This window comes from Streptosporangium sp. NPDC020145 (assembly GCF_040631275.1).
Taxonomy (GTDB): domain Bacteria; phylum Actinomycetota; class Actinomycetes; order Streptosporangiales; family Streptosporangiaceae; genus Streptosporangium.
On sequence record NZ_JBEXZT010000001.1, the window covers coordinates 553442 to 571441 of the forward strand.

An 18000-nucleotide genomic window follows, 5' to 3' on the forward strand; every position below is an offset into this window, starting at 1 on the left:
AGTGGCAACCCCAACGAACCGGAGGGTATTTCCGGTTGCCCGGGATCGTCCTTCCGCCCGAGGCCGGTGCCCCCGCCGGACCGGGGGCACCGGGGACGGGACTCAGCGTCTCCAGGCGCAGACGGCGGTGCGGTCGTCCTCGTGGGACTCGTCCCGGAAGCTGAGCTGCCAGAAGAACTCGGGGAGGGACGGCACCGAGGGCTGCGACCACCAGGCGGAGACCTGCTCGCTGACCTCCTCCTCGCCCATCGGCCTGGCCAGGCCGCCGGTGCACAGCAGCAGCATGTCGTCCCGCAGGAGATCGGCCATCGCGGTCCCGGAAGGGCCGTCCCCGGGGAGCGCGTCCGGCGTCCGTGCGCCGTCCCCGGCGGGCAGGACCGGGGACCAGTGCCCCTCGCGCAGGAGCGACGCCGTGCCGTCGCCGATCCGCGCCACGTGGACGCGGTGCTCGGCGGTGTCGATGATCGCGGCCAGCAGGGTGGTGCGCAGGGCGGCGGCGGGAACGCCGGTCCGCTCGGCCCGCTCGGCGAGGTCACGGGTGACGGCGGCGAAGAAGTCCTCCACCGGGGCGCCGTCCTCGGCGTGCCGCAGCAGGCCGAGCAGGTTGCGGCGGGCGGAGGCGCAGGCCTCGGCCGCGCCGACGTGGGACAGTTCCGCGTCCGCGAGTCCTCCCGCGGCGCACGCGAGCAGCCGGGAGCCGTCGATCTGCCACAGCCCCATCGCGTCCCTGCGGGGAGCCCCGTCGCGGCGGTTGGCCTCCCCTCTGACGGAGGCCGCCCTGACGGACAGCTCCGGCAGGTCGGCGCCGTCGAGCTCACTGTCCGGTCGTTTCCCGATCGCGTCGGGGACCGCCCCGGTGACGGGACGCGCCATCGGCCGCCCGCCGATGACGAGCGGGTCGAGGACCCTTCCTGCGGGGACGAATCGTGGCTTCGCCTGGAGTCGCTTCACATCCGTGCTTTCTGTTCGATCCGATGTCAGACCGCGTCCGCGGGCATGGGAGGGGAACCCTCCTGATCTGGTCTGGTCGGGACGATCGATCGCACGCCGGTCGGGGCGGACGGCCCGTGCGGGCTCCGTCACGAAGGGCCGGCGTCCTCTCGGTCGTTGGAGCTCCCGGCCGGGAATCCCGAAATTACCCTAAACCCTGGCAAATCATTTGATATCGGGAATTGGACTTGCTAATCCGGCTTTTGGTGCGCATGTCAAACCGACGTGGCAGGGTGTGCGGGGGTTTACCGCAGGCCCAAAAACAATCACCACTGTGACATGGCCGGGGGCGCCCGCCGTACGGCCCGTGCCCGGCGGTGGGAACGACCGGGCCGAGACCGGACGGCCCGCTCAGCGGGGCACTCGCCCGTGCGATCCGTACGGCTCGGCTCGCCGGGGTCCTCCGCGGAACTTTGGACTTCATTTGCTGATTAATGCTGATATCTCGGTGAATATCGGTGCATATGGGGAGGAGGTCCTAAATATTCCTAAGGAGTGATCCGCGGGGGTTTCAATGATGAGAAGGATCATCGTGCTGCTGGCCACCGTGGCCGTCGTACTCGGTGGCGGTGCCACCAGAGTCCTCGCCCAGCCCAGCCTCAACGAACAGGACAAGACCTTCCTGGCTCAGGCCCACCGGTCGAACCTGACCGAGATCGAGGCGGGCAGGCTCGCCGAGAGGAAGTCGAGCAACCAGGCCGTGCAGAACATCGCCAAGAAGATCGTGGCCGACCACCTCAAACTGGACGCGGCCGTCAAACGGGAGGCGCAACGGGCGGGCGTCACGCTTCCCGAACAGCCCGCGCCCAAGCAGCGCGCCACACTCGACAAGCTGTCGAACCTGAACGGCGCGGCCTTCAACAACGCCTGGATCAGGGCGCAGATCGCCGGGCACCGCCAGACCCTCACGGTCATCAACACCGAGCTGAGGGACGGCTCCTCCGCCGCGGTCAAGAAGGTCGCCTCGGAGGCCAAGCCCGTCGTGCAGGCCCACCTGGAGATGTTGCAGCAGGCCAGGGGCAACGGCGGCGGCGGGGGCGGCAACGGCGGCGGTGGCGGTGGGGGCGGGTCCCCCGCGCCGCGGAGCACCCCGACCGGCAGCATCCTCCCGCACGAATAGGCCCGCCTGGGAGACGGTGCGGTACGGAGACACCCCTGACCCGGCTCCGGCCGGGTCAGGGGTTTCCGGAAAGGCCCTGATGACCCAGATAACGCAGGACCGCCAGGACGCGGCGGTTCCCGCTCGCGGTCGGCGGCAGGCCCAGCTTGGTGAACACACCGGAGACGTGTTTCTCCACGGCCGCGGCCGACAGGTGCAGCCGCGCCGCGACCTCGGCGTTCGAGCAGCCCTGCGCCATCAGCGCGAGCACCTCCCTCTCGCGGGGGCGGAGCGGGGGAAGGTCATCCATGGCACACCGTCTTCCTGGAGGTAGGGAAAACCGGAGAGTTGGCGCAGGCCCCTTGCGGGTTTGCGGCCGTACGGCCTAAATGTAGGCCATGCGGTCGAAAATTACGCCGGATGGCCGGAAAACACCGGGCAGGAAGAAGTCCACGTTCATCGAGGAGACGCGCAGGCGTCAGATCGTGGGCGGCGCGATCACGACGATCGCCAGCGCGGGGCTCGCCCAGGCGTCGCTGGCCCGGATCGCCGACGAGGTGGGGATCAGCAAGAGCGTGATCTCCTACCACTTCGACGGCAGGGACGAGCTGATCGAGGAGATCGTCACCTCCCTGCTGGCGGAGTCGAACCGGTTCATCAGGTCCAGGGTCGAGCGGGAGACCGGCGGCCCGGCCAGGCTCCGCGCCTACATCGAGGCGAGCTTCGCCTTCATGGCCGACCATCGCGAGAACTTCGTCGCCATGGTCGACATCTGGGGAAGTTTCGGGACGGTGGAGGCGAAACGCGCCTTCAACGCCACCGCCTACGACCCCTGCCGCAGGCACATCGAGGGGATCCTGCGCAGGGGACAGCAGGACGGCGACTTCCGGGACTTCACCCCCCGCACGCTCGCCTCGACCGTTCAGGGCGCCATCGACGGCGTCATGCTGCAGTGGGTCTTCGACGAGGCGGCCGTGGACCTCGCCGGGTGCGCCGCCGAGCTGGCCGACATGTTCGACCTGGCCACCCGCGCGAGCGCCCCCGGGGAGGCCCGGTGAGCGCCACCAGCCTCGGCGACCTGCTCAGGAGGCGGGCCGCGACCGACGGGCGACGGCCGCTGTTCCGCTTCGGCGGCGTCACCACCACCGTCGCGCAGGTCGAGGAGCGGACCAACCGGCTGGCGGCCGTGCTGCGGGCCCACGGGGTGCGCCGCGGCGACCGGGTGGCCGTCATGCTGCCCAACGGCGTCGGCTTCCCCGTCGCCTGGCTGGCCGTGGGCAAGCTCGGCGCGGTCACCGTCCCGGTCAACGCAGGCTACCGGAGCGACGACCTCGCCCACGTGATCGCCGACTCGGGCGCCGTGCTCGCCCTCGCCGGTACGGCACAGGCCGCGCGGGCGCTGCTCGGCACCCGGGTCGGGCAGGTCGGGCTGCTCGACCCGGCCGGCGCGGGGCCCTTCGGGCAACAGGTCCCCGGCGCCTTCGACGCGGGAGCGGAGGCCGACGCCGCCTCGCCGTACCTCGAACCTCCGCAGGTCGGCCCCGAGGACCTGGCGAACCTCCAGTACACCTCGGGCACGACGGGGTTCCCCAAGGGGTGCATGCTCACCCACGGCTACTGGCTGCGCCTGGCGGAGCTGGCGGCGGGCATCGTCGGGGCCGGTGAGGACGACGTCGACCTGACCGCCCAGCCCTTCTCCTACATGGACCCGCAGTGGAACACCGTGCTGTGCCTGATGAAGGGCATCCCGCTGGTGATCCTGCCGAGGTTCTCCGCCTCGACGTTCTGGCGCTCCGCGCGTGAGGAGGGCGCCACGTTCTTCTACCTGCTCGGCACCATGCCGGTCTACCTGTACCGGCAGCCGGAGGACCCGCTGGACCACGCGCACCGGGTCAGGCTCGTCCTGTGCTCGGGCATCGTCGCCGACCTGCACGCCGCGTTCGAACGGCGCTGGGGGGCGCCCTGGCGGGAGGCGTACGGCATGACCGAGACCGGCGTCGACCTGGCGGTCCCGGCGGGTGACGACGCCTGTGTCGGCAGCGGGGCCGCGGGGGTTCCCGTACCCGGCAAACAGGTCGAGATCATCGACGGTGAGATCGTCGTCACCGGCAGCCCGATGATGCTCGGCTACTGGAACGACCCCGAGGCCACCGCGGAACGCATCCGCGACGGCAGGCTGTACACCGGCGACCTCGGCCGCAGGGACGAACGCGGTTACATCCACCTCGTGGGCAGGCGCAAGGACATGATCCGCCGCGGCGGTGAGAACGTCGCCGCCGCCGAGGTCGAGGCGGTCCTCGCCCGGCACCCCGCCGTCCGGGCCGCGGCGGTCGTCGCGGTCCCGGACGACCTGCGGGGCGAGGAGGTCAAGGCGTTCGTCCAGGTCGCGACCCCCGTGCCACCAGGGGAACTGGTGGAGTTCGTCCGAGGGCGCCTGGCCGGTTTCAAGGTGCCGCGTTTCGTGGAGTACGTCGAGGAGTTCCCCATGACCCCGTCAGAACGGATCGCCAAACACCTGCTGCCCTCAGGCAGGGAGAACGAGTACGACGCGCTCGGGGAGGCCGTGTGAGCGACACCGCCGAAAACACCGCGGAGGACACGGCCGAGGACACCGTCGGAGACGCCGTCAAAGACATCCTCACGGCCCGCCACGGCGCGGCCCTGGTGGTCACCTTCGACCGCCCCGAGGTGCTGAACGCCTTCAGGGACCGCACGTTCGCCGAGCTCGGCGCGGCCCTGGACGAGGCGGAGCGGGACGAGACGGTGCGCGCGGTCGTCCTGACCGGGCGCGGACGCGCCTTCTCCTCGGGCGTCGACCTCACCGAGACACGCGAACGCCTGAGCCGTACGGCGTCGCGGGACCTGGCCGCGACCGTCGAGGACTTCCAGGACGTCACCAGGCGCCTGGTCGCCTTCCCGAAGACCGTCATCTCCGCGGTGAACGGCATCGCGGTCGGCGTGGGCGCGGAGCTGGCGATAGCGAGCGACCTGCGGATCGCGGCGGAGGAGGCCGAGTTCGCCTTCATGGAGGTGCGCCGCGGCCTCTACCCGACCAACGGCGTGCTGTACTTCCTGCCCCGCCTGGTCGGGCACGGCAGGGCGGCCGACCTGCTGCTGTCGGGAGAGCGGATCGGCGCCGCCGAGGCGCTCGGCGCGGGCCTGGTCAGCCGGGTCGTGCCCGGGGAGGACCTGCTCGCCACCGCCGTCGCGCTGGCCGAGACCATCGGGTCGGCCGCCCCTGTGCCGGTCGGCCTGATCAGGCGGCACCTGCGCAGGACCTGGGAACTCGACCTGGAGGGTGTGCTCGCCCTGGAGGTCGAGGGCTGCCTGGCCTGCCTGCGCAGCGCCGACCTCGCCGAGGGGCTGCACGCCTTCGGTGACGGGCGCGGCCCCGAGTTCCACGGCGACTGAACCGGCCGCCGCCCCTTCCACCACACCCGCTCTGGAACGGCCGTGTCACTCCGGCACGACCGCGCCGGCCCGGACCGGCCATGCTCACCCGGAACGGCCGCGCCGGCGCGGAGGAACCCCGAACCGGCCGCGCCGTTCCCGGAACAGCCGTGAAGCCCGCAGACCGTTCCGGGAGATCCCCCGTCCCTTCGCACCTCGCCTGCCCGCCGACCGTGGCCGCAGGCGGCCCTGGCGTGACCGCGCGCCCGGACCCGTGACGCCGGAAAAACCCGCTCGGGGGCCACGAAACCAAGGAGCCTCGATGGCGCAAGGTGAGACAGCGCTCCGCCGCGGACTGCGGCGGCGGCACATGACAATGATCGGCATAGGCGGCGTCATCGGCGCCGGCCTGTTCGTCAGCAGCGGCTCGGTGATCGCCATGGCGGGTCCCGCCTCGGTCGTCGCCTACGCCGTGGGCGGCGTGATCGTCGTCCTGGTGATGCGGATGCTCGGCGAGATGGCCGCGGCGCACCCGACCACCGGGTCCTTCTCCCGCTACGCGGAGCTGGCCCTGGGCCGCTGGGCGGGATTCCTCGTCGGCTGGGGCTACTGGTACTTCGCGGTCGCGGTGATCGCCTTCGAGTCCGTCGCGGGCGCCAGGCTGGCCTCCGGCATCGTCCCCGGCCTGCCGGTGTGGCTGGGCGCCCCGGCGCTGCTGGCCGTCCTCACCGTGGCGAACCTGGTCTCGGTGCGGGTGTTCGGCGAGACCGAGTTCTGGCTGGCCTCGGTCAAGGTCGTCGTGGTCGTCGCCTTCCTGGCCGTCGGCGCGCTGTACCTCACCGGGCTGTGGCCGCACGGCGGGCCGGGCCTGTCCGCGCTGACCGAGCACGGCGGGTTCGCCCCGAACGGCTGGGCGGCGGTGCTGGCCGCGCTGGTGACGGTGGTCTTCTCCTACTTCGGCGCGGAGATCGTCACGATCGCCGCCGCGGAGTCCGCAGAACCCGCCAGGGAGGTCGCGCGGGCGACCGTCAGGGTGGTGTGGCGGGTGCTGGTCTTCTACGTCGGCTCGATCCTGCTGATCGTCGCGGTCGTGCCGTGGAACCGTGTCCCGGCCAACGGGGAGGACAGCCCCTTCGCCACCGCCATCGAGGCCTTCGGCGTCCCCGGCGCGAGCGGCCTGATGACCGCGGTCGTCCTGGTCGCCGTGCTGTCGATCCTGAACGCGGGGATCTACGGCTCCTCGCGCATGCTGATGTCCCTGGCCGAGCGCGGGGACGCGCCCGCCGTACTGGCCAGGGTGCGGCCCTCGGGGGTGCCCGCCCCGGCGATCCTGGCGGGAAGCGGTCTCGCGCTGGTGGTCGTGGCCGTCGCGGGCCTGGTCAGCCCTGATGAGATCTTCGCCTTCCTGCTGAACGCCTCCGGCCTGCTCACGCTGGTCCTCTACCTGTTCATCGCGGTGAGCCAGCTACGGCTGCGCGCCCGCACCGACCCGGGGACGCTGCAGGTGCGCATGTGGGGCCACCCCTGGCTGAGCTGGACGGTGCTCGTCCTGCTCGGCGCGGCCCTGCTGGCCGTCTCCGTCTCTCCCGGCGTCGGGCCCGTCGTGCTCGGCGTCGGCGTCATCCTGGCCGTGACGCTGCTGGCGTACACGGTCAGGACCCGGCTGGGCCGTACGGTCCCGCCGGTCACCGATCCACTGGAGGTCCCCTGATGCGTCCGCCCGGCAGAACCTCGGCCGTGGTCGCCGTTCTCACCGCGCTGTTCCTGCTCCTCACCGCGGGTCCCGTGGCCGCCGCCGAGGCCGGGTTCGCCTGCCTCGTCGGCAGGGCGGCCAGGCCACCGGTCCCCGGGGTCATCCTTGACGTCCGGGGCCCCGGGGTCGCCTACACCGGCGCCGCCGGCGCCTTCCGGCTCGGCGGCAGGGACCTGCGGCCGACGGACGCCTTCCGCGCGGCCAGCGTCACCAAGACCTTCACCGCTGCGACCGTGCTCAAGCTCGCAGAACAGGGCAAGCTACGCCTCGACGACCCGATCAGCAAATATCTCGACCCTTCCCTGGTCGGGCGGGTGCACGTGCTCGGCGGCCGTTCCTACGGCGCGCGGATCACCGTGCGCGAGCTGCTCGACCACACCGCGGGCCTGTACGACTACGCCGCCGACGAGAGGTGGATCGCCGAGGTCGCCGCCCATCCCCGCAGGACGTGGACACCGGAACGGCTGGTCGACTGGGCTCTCGCCCACGGCAGGCCGTACTTCAGGCCGGGCAGGGGCTACCACTACTCCGACACCGGCTACATCCTGGCCGGGTACGTCATCGAGAAGGTCAGCGGCCTGCCCCTGCACCGCGCCTACCGCACGCTGCTCCTCGACCCGCTCGGGCTGCGCGGGACCTACCTCGAACACTGGGAACGGCATCGCGGGGCGCCGCTCTCGCACCCCTACCTCGGCTCCGTGGACACCAGGAACTGGAACCCGACCTTCGACACCTTCGCCGGAGGCGGCCTGGTCTCCACCGCGGCCGACCTGACCACCTTCTTCCGCGCCCTGTTCGAGGGCGGGGTCTTCCGCGACCCGGCGACACTGCGGGCCATGCTGACCGCGACGCCGCAGAGCAAGGGCACCTACGGCCTCGGCATCCAGCGCCTGACATCCGGCGACGAGGTCCTGTGGTTCCACCCCGGAGCCTGGGGCGCCGTCGCGGCCTACGCGCCCGCGCGGCGGATCTCGGTCGTGGCGACCGTCAACCAGGCGCAGGACGAGGGGGCGCTGGCGGCGCTGTTGCGCGACGCCTATGCCACGGCCCTCGGCAGGTCCGTTCCCGGCTGCGGATGACGACCAGGATGAAGTCCCACTATCCCCCTGGGAAGCGGCAAAGGTCCCGCAAAAGGGTCGTAACACGGTAATCGCCGACCTTGTCCTCCCAGGTCACCGCCCTAGTCTGGACATCACCCAAGGGCCGTTCCCGCCACGGGGACGGCCGAAGGGGCCGGGGGGTTCCGTGAGGATTGTCGTCGATCTCAACCGTTGTGAGGGCTACGCCCAGTGCGCCTTCCTGGCGCCGGACGTCTTCTCCATGCACGGCGAGGAGGCCCTGATGTACGACCCGGGCCCCGGCGAGGAGCGGCGCGAACAGGTCCTGCGGGCCGCGGCGGCCTGCCCGGTGCAGGCCATCACCGTCGAGTGGGACACCGCGCGACGGCCAGGGGGAGCGCTGACCGATGTCGGCTGAGACGGCCGCACGGGAGCTCAGACGGCGGGGCCGGGTGGTCGTCGTCGGAGCCTCCCTCGCGGGGCTGCACGGAGCCGAGGCGCTGCGCGCCGGAGGCTTCACCGGATCGCTGACCGTGATCGGCGACGAGCCGCGCGAGCCGTACGACAGGCCGCCCCTGTCCAAGCAGGTCCTGCTGGGCAGGACGGCGGCGGAGGCGACCACACTGCCGCGCGCCCGCGACCTCGACGTCCGCTGGCGGCTCGGCGTGGCCGCGACCGGGCTCAACCTGGCCGAACGGCGGGTCAGCCTCGCCGACGGCGACGAGATCGAGTACGACCGCCTGCTCATCGCGACCGGCACCCGCGCCAGGCCGTGGTTCAAGGAGACGGAGGCCGCCCTCGACGGGGTGTTCGTCCTGCGCACCGCCGACGACGCCGCCGGGCTCAACCGGCATCTGGCGGCGGGCCCCCGCCGGGTGCTGGTCGTCGGAGCCGGGTTCACCGGCTCGGAGATCGCCTCCGCCTGCCGGGAGAGGGGCCTTGAGGTCACGGTCGCCGAGCGCGGCCCCGCCCCCCTCGTCGGGGCGCTCGGCGGCGTCGTGGGCGCGGTCGCGGCGCGGCTGCAGCGTGAGCACGGCGTGGACCTGCGCTGCGGCGTCACGGTGACCGCCCTGGAGGGCGACGCCGCGGGACGGCTCAGGCGCGCCCACCTTTCCGACGGGAGCGCGATCGACGCCGACGTCGCGGTGGTCGGGCTCGGCGCGATACGCAACACCGAGTGGCTCGCCGGATCGGGGCTGGCCGCCGGGCCGAGGGGCGTCGCCTGCGACGCGGGATGCCGCGCCTTCGACGTCCACGGCATCGTCACCGACGACGTCTTCGTCGCCGGGGACGTCGCCAGGTCCCCCCACCCGCTCTTCGGCTACCAGTTCCTCTCGCTCGAACACTGGGGCAACGCGGTCGAGCAGGCCGAGATCGCCGCCCACAACATGATCAACTCAGGGCTCGACCGCCGCCCCTACCTGTGGGTCCCGGCCTTCTGGTCCGCCCAGTTCGGGGTCAACATCAAGTCCATCGGCGTCCCGCCCATGGGGGAGGAGATCGTCGTCACGCAGGGTGCCCTGGAGGAGGACCGCTTCGTCGTGACGTACGGCTTCCAGGGGCGCGTCATCGCCGCGGTCGCCTTCGACCAGGCCAGATGGATCGACTTCTACCGCAGGCTGATCGAGTCGGCGGCGCCCTTCCCGCCCGACTTCCCCAACGTGGACAGGCGCGCCGGGGGCATCCGGCCGATCCCCGCCGACTTCCCCGACCCCTCCCTGCCGAGCCACGGCCCGACCGTGACGCTGAGCGGATACGCGCCCAGCGAGCGCAGACTCCAGTTCACCCCGGCCCGCGCCTGACCGGCGACGCGCCAGACGACGCCCGAGGATCGTGAGGACCGTGAGGACCGTGAGGAAGCAGCCATGACGCAGGGCACCCTGCTGCGGCAGATCACCGACTACGCCAACCGCGCCGACCCCTACCCGCTGTACGCCGAACTCCGCAGGACACCGGTCTCACGGCAGGACGACGGGGTGTACGCGGTCAGCACCTACTGGGAGATCCTCAGCCTGCTGCACGACCCGAGGATCAGCTCCGACATCCGTAACCGGCTGCCGGGCGCGGCGGGCGGCCTGCCGCCCGACGCCGAGGAGGACACGGGCCTGCCGCCCAGCTTCATCAGGCTTGACCCGCCCGAGCACGACCGGCTGCGGCGGCTGGCGATGCGGCCGTTCGGGCCTCCGCACACCCCCCGGCGCATCCACGACATGCGCGGGGATCTCAGCCGGATGGTCACCGGCCTGATCGACGACCTGGGGGACAGGCGGGAGGCGGACCTGGTCGACGACTTCGCCTACCCCTTCCCCGTGATGGTGATCTGCAGGCTCCTCGGTGTGCCCCACGAGGACGAGGCGCGTTTCCACGTCTGGGCGGAGAGGATCGTCGCGGGCATCGACCCGAGTTCGTCCGAGGACCCCGCGCAGCGGCAGCTCACCGCCCAGCAGGCCCGGGTCGAGCTGGGCCGCTATCTCGCCGGGCTCGCCGAGGAGCACCGCCGTACACCCGGCGACGACCTGCTGTCGGCCATGGTCACCGCGCAGGACCCGCAGGGACGCCTGACACCGATCGAGATGATCACAACGGCCGTCCTGCTGTTCATCGCGGGCCACGAGACCACCGTCAACCTCATCACCAACGGGATGCTCACCCTGCTGCGCCACCCCGAGGCCCTGGCCAGGCTCAGCAAGGAGCCGGAGCTGGCCGTACCGCTGGTCGAGGAGCTGCTGCGCTTCGAGCCGCCGGTGCAGTTCCTGCCGCAGCGCACCGCCCTGGCCGACATCGAGGTCGCCGGGACCGTCATCCCGAAGGGGGCGCCGATCTGGCTCGTACTGGCCTCGGGAAGCCGCGACCCCAGGCGTTTCGACGAGCCCGACAGGTTCGACCCGGAACGGGCGGACAACCAGCACTTCGGCTTCGGCAGTGGAGTCCACTACTGCTTCGGCGCGCCGCTGGCCCGCCTTGAGGCGCAGATCGCGCTGACCCAGCTGGCCCGCAGGCTCAGCGACCCCGGGCTCGCCGAAGACCCGCCGCCCTACCGGCGGAATCCGGTCCTGCGCGGCCCCCGCCACCTCAGGGTCGCCTTCGACGGCCTGACGGGGTAGGCCGGACGGCCGTCAGCTCAGGTAGTCGCGCAGCGCCTGGGACCTGGACGGGTGACGCAGCTTGGACATGGTCTTGGACTCGATCTGGCGGATACGCTCCCGGGTGACCCCGTAGACCTTGCCGATCTCGTCCAGCGTCTTCGGCTGGCCGTCGGTCAGCCCGAACCGCAGGGCCATCACCCCGGCCTCACGCTCGGACAGGGTGTCGAGGACGGCGTGCAGCTGCTCCTGCAGCAGCCCGAACGCCACCGCCTCGTCGGGGGTGATCGCCTCGGAGTCCTCGATGAGGTCGCCGAACTCGCTGTCGCCCTCCGTGCCGAGCGGGCTGTGCAGGGAGATCGGCTCACGCCCGTACCGCTGGACCTCGACGACCTTCTCCGGGGTCATCTCCAGCTCGCGGGCCAGCTCCTCCGAGGTCGGCTCACGGCCCAGGTCGGACATCATCTGCCGGTGCACCCGGGCCAGCTTGTTGATCACCTCGACCATGTGGACCGGGATGCGGATCGTCCGCGCCTGGTCGGCCATCGCCCGGGTGATCGCCTGCTTGATCCACCACGTGGCGTAGGTGGAGAACTTGAACCCCTTGGTGTAGTCGAACTTCTCCACCGCGCGGATCAGGCCCAGGTTGCCCTCCTGGATCAGGTCCAGGAAGAGCATGCCCCGGCCGGTGTAGCGCTTGGCCAGCGAGACCACCAGACGCAGGTTGGCCTCAAGAAGGTGGTCCTTGGCGTGACGGCCGTCCTCGGCGATCCACTCCAGCTCGGCGCGCACGTCGACCGGCAGCCGGTCGCCCTCGACCTCCAGCTGCTCCTCGGCGAACAGGCCGGCCTCGATGCGCTTGGCCAGCTCGACCTCCTGCTCGGCGTTGAGCAGGGGAACCTTGCCGATCTGCCGGAGGTAGTCCTTGACCGGGTCCACACTCGCACCCGCGACCGTCACCAGGGCGTCGGGCGTCTCGTCATCGTCGTCGGCCAAGATCAGCACGTTTTCCTCAGCGGAGGCCGTCACGGCGATCACATCCTTCATGGAGCCGGCAGGGCAAACACCTGTGCATTTCAACGTACGTCCTGCACGGGTGTGCTGCGGCCACTCAGGGGCGGCGTGGCGCGGGACATCCGGGGCCGGTGGGGCGCGCGGTACGGCGGCCGCACGCCACCGAGAAGGACACGGCGGCGGGCACAACGGTGGTCACTGTGACGGTTCCGGCCCCTCGGGACAGGAGATCCCTCATCGGACGCGTGATTTTCGCTCCCTTCCTCGTCGGCGTTCCTGGAACGCGGTGGGGAACGACCCGGAAACACCCGCGACGCGGCGCGGCGGGTCCAGGTCGTCAACGTTCTCGGCCGGCGACCGGAAGATGACCCGCAACGAGGGGTACGGCGGGCCGCCATGCCGTGAAAGCGCTTGTCGTGATGGATGATGATCTCGCCGGAGACGCGAGGAGAACCGGCTTCCGGCCTGTTGGGGCGTGTGCAACAATCGCCGGGCGAGTTCCCGGTGCCGAAGGGCCCGCCGGAGGCTCGGACGGCCGCCTCCGGCTGTCTCCCGGCGTCACCTCGCGCGGGCACCGGGGGACCGGACCGAGGAGGTGGGGGCGCTGCCGCGTGGCGAGCGACCACTGGACGAGGGAGACAGCGCGCTGCTGCGGTTCGCGGCCGAACTGCGCGAGCTGAGGGAGAAGGCGGGTGGCCCGCCGTACCGGCTGCTGGCACGCAGGGCGCACTACTCGGTGGCGACGCTGTCCGGCGCGGCGGCGGGCAGGAGACTGCCGAGCCTGGCGGTGACCCTGGCCTACGTCGGCGCCTGCGGGGGCGACGGCACCGAGTGGGAGCGGCGCTGGCACGAGGTGGCCGCGGAACTCTCGGGGAGCGGCCCGCGGGGGACAGGGGAACGGGCGGCCGGGCAGGAACCGCCGTACGTCGGCCTGGCGGCCTTCCGCAGTGAGGACGCCGACCGGTTCTTCGGCCGCGAGCGGCTCGTCGAGGAGTTACGGACCCGTCTGGCGCGGCGGAGACTGGTCGCGCTCTTCGGCACCTCGGGCGCGGGGAAGTCCTCGCTGCTGCGGGCCGGGCTGGTGCCGCGCAGGAGGGCCGAGGGCGGACAGGGCCCCGTGGTGCTGTTCACCCCGGGTCCGCGCCCCCTGGAGGAGTGCGCGCTCCAGCTCGCCCGGCTCACCGGGGACACCCCGGGCGGGCTGTGCGAAGAACTGGCGGCCGGCCCGCGCGGCCTGCACCGGATCGTCCGTCGGGCCCTGGCCGGCCGGCCGGAACAGGCCGAGCTGCTGCTGGTCGTCGACCAGTTCGAGGAGGTCTTCACCCTCTGCGACGACGAGACGGAGCGCGGCCGTTTCCTCGCGGCGCTGGTCACCGCGGCCGGCGCGGGCGACAGCCGCTGCCGGGTCGTGCTCGGGGTGCGCGCCGACTTCTACGCCCACTGCACCCGCCACCCGGACCTGGTCGAGGCCTTCGCCGACGCGCAGCTCGCCGTTGGACCCATGACCACCGACGAGTTGCGCCGCGCCGTCGTGCAGCCCGCGGTCCGCGCGGGCTGCACGGTCGAGACCGCGCTGCTGACCGCCGTCGTGGCCCAGGCGAACGGGCAGGCGGGAACGCTGCCCTCGCTCTCGCACGCCCTGCTGGAGACCTGGCGCAGACGCAGGGGGAACACGCTGACCCTGGCGGGCTTCCAGGCGGCGGGCGGCCTGCACGGCGCGCTCGCGCAGACGGCCGAGTCGCTCTACGCCGCCTTCGGCCCCCGGAGGCAGCGGCTGGTCAAGAGCCTGTTCCTGCGGCTGACCGCCCTCGGCGAGGGCACCGAGGACACCAAGCGGCCCGTCTTCCGCCGTGAGCTCGACCAGGACGACCCCGACACCCCGGTCGTCCTGGAACGCCTGGCGGCCGCGCGCCTCATCACCCTCGACCGCGAAACCGTGGAGATCTCCCACGAGGCACTGCTGGGCGCATGGCCCCGGCTGCGCGGCTGGCTGGCCGAGGACCGTGAGGGGCTGCGCGTCCACCGCAGGCTCACCGAGGCGACCGGCACCTGGGAGTCGCTCGGCCACGACCCGGGAGCCCTCTACCGGGGGGTCGGGCTCGCCCAGGCGCAGAGCTGGGCCGAGACGGGAGACGCCGTGCTCACCGGCAGGGAGCGCGCCTTCCTCGACGCCAGCCTGGCCGCGCGGGCCGCCGAGCTCGACGCGGGCAGGCGGCACACCCGCCGCCTGCGCCAGCTCGTCGCCGCGCTCACCGCGCTGCTCCTGCTGGCCGTCACCGCCGTCGTCTACGCCGCCGACGCCAACGGCACGGCCACCCGCCAGCGCAACATCGCCGTCTCCCAGAAGGCCGCGGGCGAGGCCGCCGCGCTGCGCGCGACCAACCCCGCCCTGGCCGCCCAGATCGGGCTCGCCGCCTACCGGCTGGTGCCGACGGAGCAGGCCAGGGGGACCCTGCTGAGCGCCTTCGCCACCCCCTACGCCACCCGCCTGACCGGGCACACCGACAACGTCGGCGCGGTCGCCTTCAGCCCCGGCGGGCACACGCTGGCCAGTGCGAGCCGCGACCGCACCGTGCGGTTGTGGGACCTGACCGACCCCCACCGCCCGGCGGCGCTCGCGGTCCTGACGGGGCACACCGGCGGCGTCGGCGCGCTCGCCTTCAGCCCGGACGGGCGCACGCTGGCCAGCGCCGGGCAGGACCGTACGGTGCGGTTGTGGGACCTCGGCGGCCCTCGCCGCGCCGCGGCGCCGGTCGTCCTCACCGGGCACACCGGCGATGTGAACGCGGTGGCGTTCAGCCCCGACGGACGGGTGCTCGCCAGCGCGGGAACCGACCGCACGGTGCGCCTGTGGGACGTCGCCGACCCCGCACGCCCCAGACCGCTGGCCCGCGTGACCGGGCACGACGACGCCGTCGTCTCGGTCGCCTTCGACCCGCGAGGCCGTACCCTCGCCAGCGCCGGGCAGGACCGCACGGTGCGGCTGTGGGATCTCACCCGGCCGCGGGCCCCTGCCCGGGCGGCGGTCCTGACCGGGCACACCGGCACCGTGAACGCGGTGGCGTTCAGCCCGGACGGCCGCTCGCTGGCCAGCGCGAGCCAGGACCGCACCGTCCGGCTGTGGGACACCGGCGACCCCGGGAAGGTCCGGGAGAGGCGTGTCCTGCGCGGCCACACCGACGGCGTGCGCTCGGTGGCCTTCAGCCCGGGAGGACGCGACCTGGCCGGCGCGAGCACGGACCGCACGGTGCGGATGTGGGACGTGTCCGACTCCGGCGCCGAGGAGCCCGCCGTGCTGTCGGGCCAGGCCGGGGCGGTCGTCTCGGTGGCCTTCGCCCCCGGCGGCAGGAGCCTGGCCAGTGCCAGCGACGACCACACCGTCTGGGTGTGGGACCTGCCGGGTCCCGTACTCGCCGCGCACCGCGACACGGTCTGCTCCGTCGCCTTCAGCCCCGACCGGCGTGCCCTGGCCAGCGGGGGATCGGACCGTACGGCGTGGCTGTGGGACGTCGCCGACCCCTTCAGGCCCAGGGCGCTGAGCGAGCTGACCGCGCACCGCGGCCCGGTGTGCGGGCTCGCCTTCGCCCCCGGTGGCCGTGTCCTGGCCACGGCGGGCCGCGACCGCACGGTGCGCCTGTGGGAGGTCACCGACCTGCTCCGTCCGAAGGCCCTGGCGACGCTCACGGACTTCGCCGGCGACGTCAACGCGGTGGCCTTCTCGCCCGACGGCCGTCTCCTGGCCACGGCGGGACCCGACCGCGAGGTGCGGTTGTGGGACGTCTCCCGTCCGGTCCGGCCGGAGCCGGTGGCGACGCTGACGGGTCACACCGACGGGGTGAGCGCGGTGGTCTTCTCCCCGGGCGGGAAGGCGCTGGCCACCGGCGGCTGGGACCGTACGGTGCGGTTGTGGGACGTCTCCCGTCCGGTCCGGCCGGAGCCGGTGGCGACACTGACGGGTCACACCGACGGGGTGAGCGCGGTGGTCTTCTCCCCGGACGGGAAGGCGCTGGCCACCGGCGGCTGGGACCGTACGGTGCGGTTGTGGGACGTCTCCCGTCCGGTCCGGCCGGAGCCGGTGGCGACGCTGACGGGTCACACCGACGGGGTGAGCGCGGTGGCGTTCTCCCCGGACGGGAAGGTGCTGGCCGGCTCCGGCTTCGACCGCACCGCCAGGCTGTGGGACGTCTCCCGCCCGGGGAACGCGCGGCCCCTGTCCACGCTGACCCCGCACACCGACACCGTCTACGCCGTGGCGTTCGCCCCCCGGGGCCACATCCTGGCCACAGCCGGAGCCGACCGCACGGTGCGGTTGTGGGACACGACCGACCCGCGCCTGCCCGTGGAACTGGCCACCCTCGGCGGCCACACCGAGGGGATCCACGCGCTGGCGTTCAGCCCGGACGGGCACACCCTGGCCACCGCGGGCCGGGACCGCACGGTGCGGCTGTGGGAGATCGACTCCGAGCGTGCCGCCGCCCTGGTGTGCGCCGTCGCGCACCCCAGGATCACCCGCGCCGAGTGGGGCCACCACTTCCCCGACATGCCGTACGAGCCACCCTGCCGGTGACCACCCGGTGACCACGGACAGCACACAGGGAGAAGACAGCCGGTTCGCACCGATGCATGCTGGGGCAGAACGCGCCGCCGCGGTGAGGTGTTCGGCAGACCTCCTTCCCTGGAGGTTCCCTGCGAGTTTCCCTGCGAGAGGACAGGCTCGTGACCCAGTTGCAGGACGTGATCTCCGACCTGGCCGCGGAGGGCGAGGAAGTCGACCGCATGGTCGAAGGCCTCGACGCCGACGGGTGGGCGCTTCCCACCCCCGCGCCCGGATGGACGATCAGACACCAGATCGCGCACCTCACCTTCATCTTCCGCCTGGCCGAACTGGCGGCCTCCGACCCCGAGACGTTCGGGGCGCTGGCCGCGCGGGCGGGCAAGGACTTCGACGGGGCGGTGAACGCCGCCCTCGCGGACTATCTGGACGACCCGCCGGAGAAACTGCTGGCCCGCTGGCGGGCGGGACGCGCGGCCTCGCTCGCGGCGCTCGCCGCGGTGCCGGAGAACCAGGTCGTGCCGTGGCTGGTCAGGCCGCTTCCGCCCGCCGTGCTCGGCTGCGCCGGATACATGGAACTCTTCGGGCACGGCCAGGACATCGCCGACGCGCTCGGGGTACGGCGGGAGCCGACGGACCGGATCAGGCACCTGGCCTGGTTCGCCACCCTGACCAGGGACTTCGGCTACCAGGCGCGGGGCCTGACGCCGCCGGGTGAGGAGTTCCGCTTCGAGCTGACCGCGCCCTCCGGCGAGTCGTGGGCCTTCGGGCCCCAGGACGCCGGGCAGCGGGTCGTCGGCCCGGCCCACGACTTCTGCCTGCTCGTGGTCAGGCGCAGGCACCGTGCCGACCTCGCGCTCACCGCCTCGGGGGCGGAGGCCGACCGGTGGCTGGACATCGCCCAGGCCTACCGGGGGCCCGCAGGCCAGGGCCGTGCCCCGGGACAGTTCGCCACCCGCTGACGGAAAACCCGCGACGACCTCCACGACGACCCCGCGCGGCCCGGGGCGCGCCCACGACGGGCGCGCCCCGGGCCGCGCACGCGTGAGGCGGATGACGTG

Annotated in this window: 12 protein-coding genes and 2 pseudogenes; 11 read left to right on the forward strand and 3 right to left on the reverse strand. The window is 72.7% G+C overall.

The window, feature by feature from the left end:
* Positions 1-102 precede the first annotated feature (102 nt).
* Positions 103-951, reverse strand: coding sequence for a protein phosphatase 2C domain-containing protein (locus ABZ463_RS02210; protein ID WP_362772087.1), 849 nt, complete (start codon positions 949-951; stop codon positions 103-105).
* A 556-nt stretch (positions 952-1507) separates the two neighbouring features.
* On the opposite strand from ABZ463_RS02210, the gene ABZ463_RS02215 reads away from it, so the two are divergent.
* Positions 1508-2110: a DUF4142 domain-containing protein gene (locus ABZ463_RS02215; protein ID WP_362772089.1), complete on the forward strand. Its 603-nt coding sequence runs from the start codon at positions 1508-1510 to the stop codon at positions 2108-2110.
* A 55-nt stretch (positions 2111-2165) separates the two neighbouring features.
* Here ABZ463_RS02215 and ABZ463_RS02220 read toward each other — a convergent pair.
* Positions 2166-2381 (reverse strand): annotated as a pseudogene (locus tag ABZ463_RS02220) (helix-turn-helix transcriptional regulator); the annotation flags it as partial.
* 106 nt (positions 2382-2487) lie between these two features.
* On the opposite strand from ABZ463_RS02220, the gene ABZ463_RS02225 reads away from it, so the two are divergent.
* The 8 genes from ABZ463_RS02225 (at position 2488) to ABZ463_RS02260 (ending at position 11394) form a co-directional block, all read left to right on the forward strand.
* Positions 2488-3147, forward strand: a complete 660-nt coding sequence (locus ABZ463_RS02225) for a TetR/AcrR family transcriptional regulator (RefSeq protein ID WP_362772091.1) — start codon at positions 2488-2490, stop codon at positions 3145-3147.
* Positions 3144-4658 carry an AMP-binding protein gene (locus ABZ463_RS02230; RefSeq protein ID WP_362772093.1) on the forward strand — a complete coding sequence of 505 codons (1515 nt, stop codon included), beginning with the start codon at positions 3144-3146 and terminating at the stop codon, positions 4656-4658. Before ABZ463_RS02225 ends, ABZ463_RS02230 begins: the two co-directional genes overlap by 4 nt.
* The gene (locus tag ABZ463_RS02235) at positions 4655-5500 is read left to right on the forward strand and encodes an enoyl-CoA hydratase/isomerase family protein (protein WP_362772095.1); all 846 of its coding nucleotides are present in this window, start codon (positions 4655-4657) and stop codon (positions 5498-5500) included. The genes ABZ463_RS02230 and ABZ463_RS02235 overlap by 4 nt, the downstream gene beginning before the upstream one ends.
* A 301-nt stretch (positions 5501-5801) precedes the next feature.
* Entirely contained in the window at positions 5802-7190 is a 1389-nt protein-coding gene (locus ABZ463_RS02240) for an amino acid permease (protein WP_352012656.1), read from the forward strand.
* Complete coding sequence (locus ABZ463_RS02245; RefSeq protein ID WP_362772097.1) at positions 7190-8311, forward strand: serine hydrolase domain-containing protein; 1122 nt, start codon at positions 7190-7192, stop codon at positions 8309-8311. Before ABZ463_RS02240 ends, ABZ463_RS02245 begins: the two co-directional genes overlap by 1 nt.
* A 166-nt stretch (positions 8312-8477) precedes the next feature.
* Positions 8478-8708, forward strand: coding sequence for a ferredoxin (locus ABZ463_RS02250; protein WP_352012654.1), 231 nt, complete (start codon positions 8478-8480; stop codon positions 8706-8708).
* On the forward strand, positions 8698-10092 hold the full coding sequence (locus tag ABZ463_RS02255) for an FAD-dependent oxidoreductase (protein ID WP_352012653.1): 1395 nt from the start codon (positions 8698-8700) through the stop codon (positions 10090-10092). The genes ABZ463_RS02250 and ABZ463_RS02255 overlap by 11 nt, the downstream gene beginning before the upstream one ends.
* A gap of 63 nt (positions 10093-10155) precedes the next feature.
* Positions 10156-11394, forward strand: coding sequence for a cytochrome P450 (locus ABZ463_RS02260; protein ID WP_362772100.1), 1239 nt, complete (start codon positions 10156-10158; stop codon positions 11392-11394).
* Positions 11395-11406: 12 nt separating this feature from the next.
* Here the strand turns inward: ABZ463_RS02260 and ABZ463_RS02265 are convergent.
* Positions 11407-12387: pseudogene (locus tag ABZ463_RS02265) on the reverse strand (RNA polymerase sigma factor); the annotation flags it as partial.
* Between the two features lie 595 nt (positions 12388-12982).
* On the opposite strand from ABZ463_RS02265, the gene ABZ463_RS02270 reads away from it, so the two are divergent.
* Complete coding sequence (locus ABZ463_RS02270) at positions 12983-16954, forward strand: hypothetical protein (RefSeq protein ID WP_362772102.1); 3972 nt, start codon at positions 12983-12985, stop codon at positions 16952-16954.
* A 149-nt stretch (positions 16955-17103) separates the two neighbouring features.
* Complete coding sequence (locus ABZ463_RS02275; protein WP_362772104.1) at positions 17104-17901, forward strand: TIGR03084 family metal-binding protein; 798 nt, start codon at positions 17104-17106, stop codon at positions 17899-17901.
* Positions 17902-18000: the final 99 nt, after the last annotated feature.

Bases quoted from the DNA above. Each gene is read 5' to 3' on its own strand.
- ABZ463_RS02215 (WP_362772089.1), top strand. From the start codon at position 1,508: ATGAGAAGGATCATCGTGCTGCTGGCCACCGTGGCCGTCGTACTCGGT.
- ABZ463_RS02225 (WP_362772091.1), top strand. From the start codon at position 2,488: ATGCGGTCGAAAATTACGCCGGATGGCCGGAAAACACCGGGCAGGAAG.
- ABZ463_RS02240 (WP_352012656.1), top strand. From the start codon at position 5,802: ATGGCGCAAGGTGAGACAGCGCTCCGCCGCGGACTGCGGCGGCGGCAC.
- ABZ463_RS02245 (WP_362772097.1), top strand. From the start codon at position 7,190: ATGCGTCCGCCCGGCAGAACCTCGGCCGTGGTCGCCGTTCTCACCGCG.
- ABZ463_RS02255 (WP_352012653.1), top strand. From the start codon at position 8,698: ATGTCGGCTGAGACGGCCGCACGGGAGCTCAGACGGCGGGGCCGGGTG.
- ABZ463_RS02260 (WP_362772100.1), top strand. From the start codon at position 10,156: ATGACGCAGGGCACCCTGCTGCGGCAGATCACCGACTACGCCAACCGC.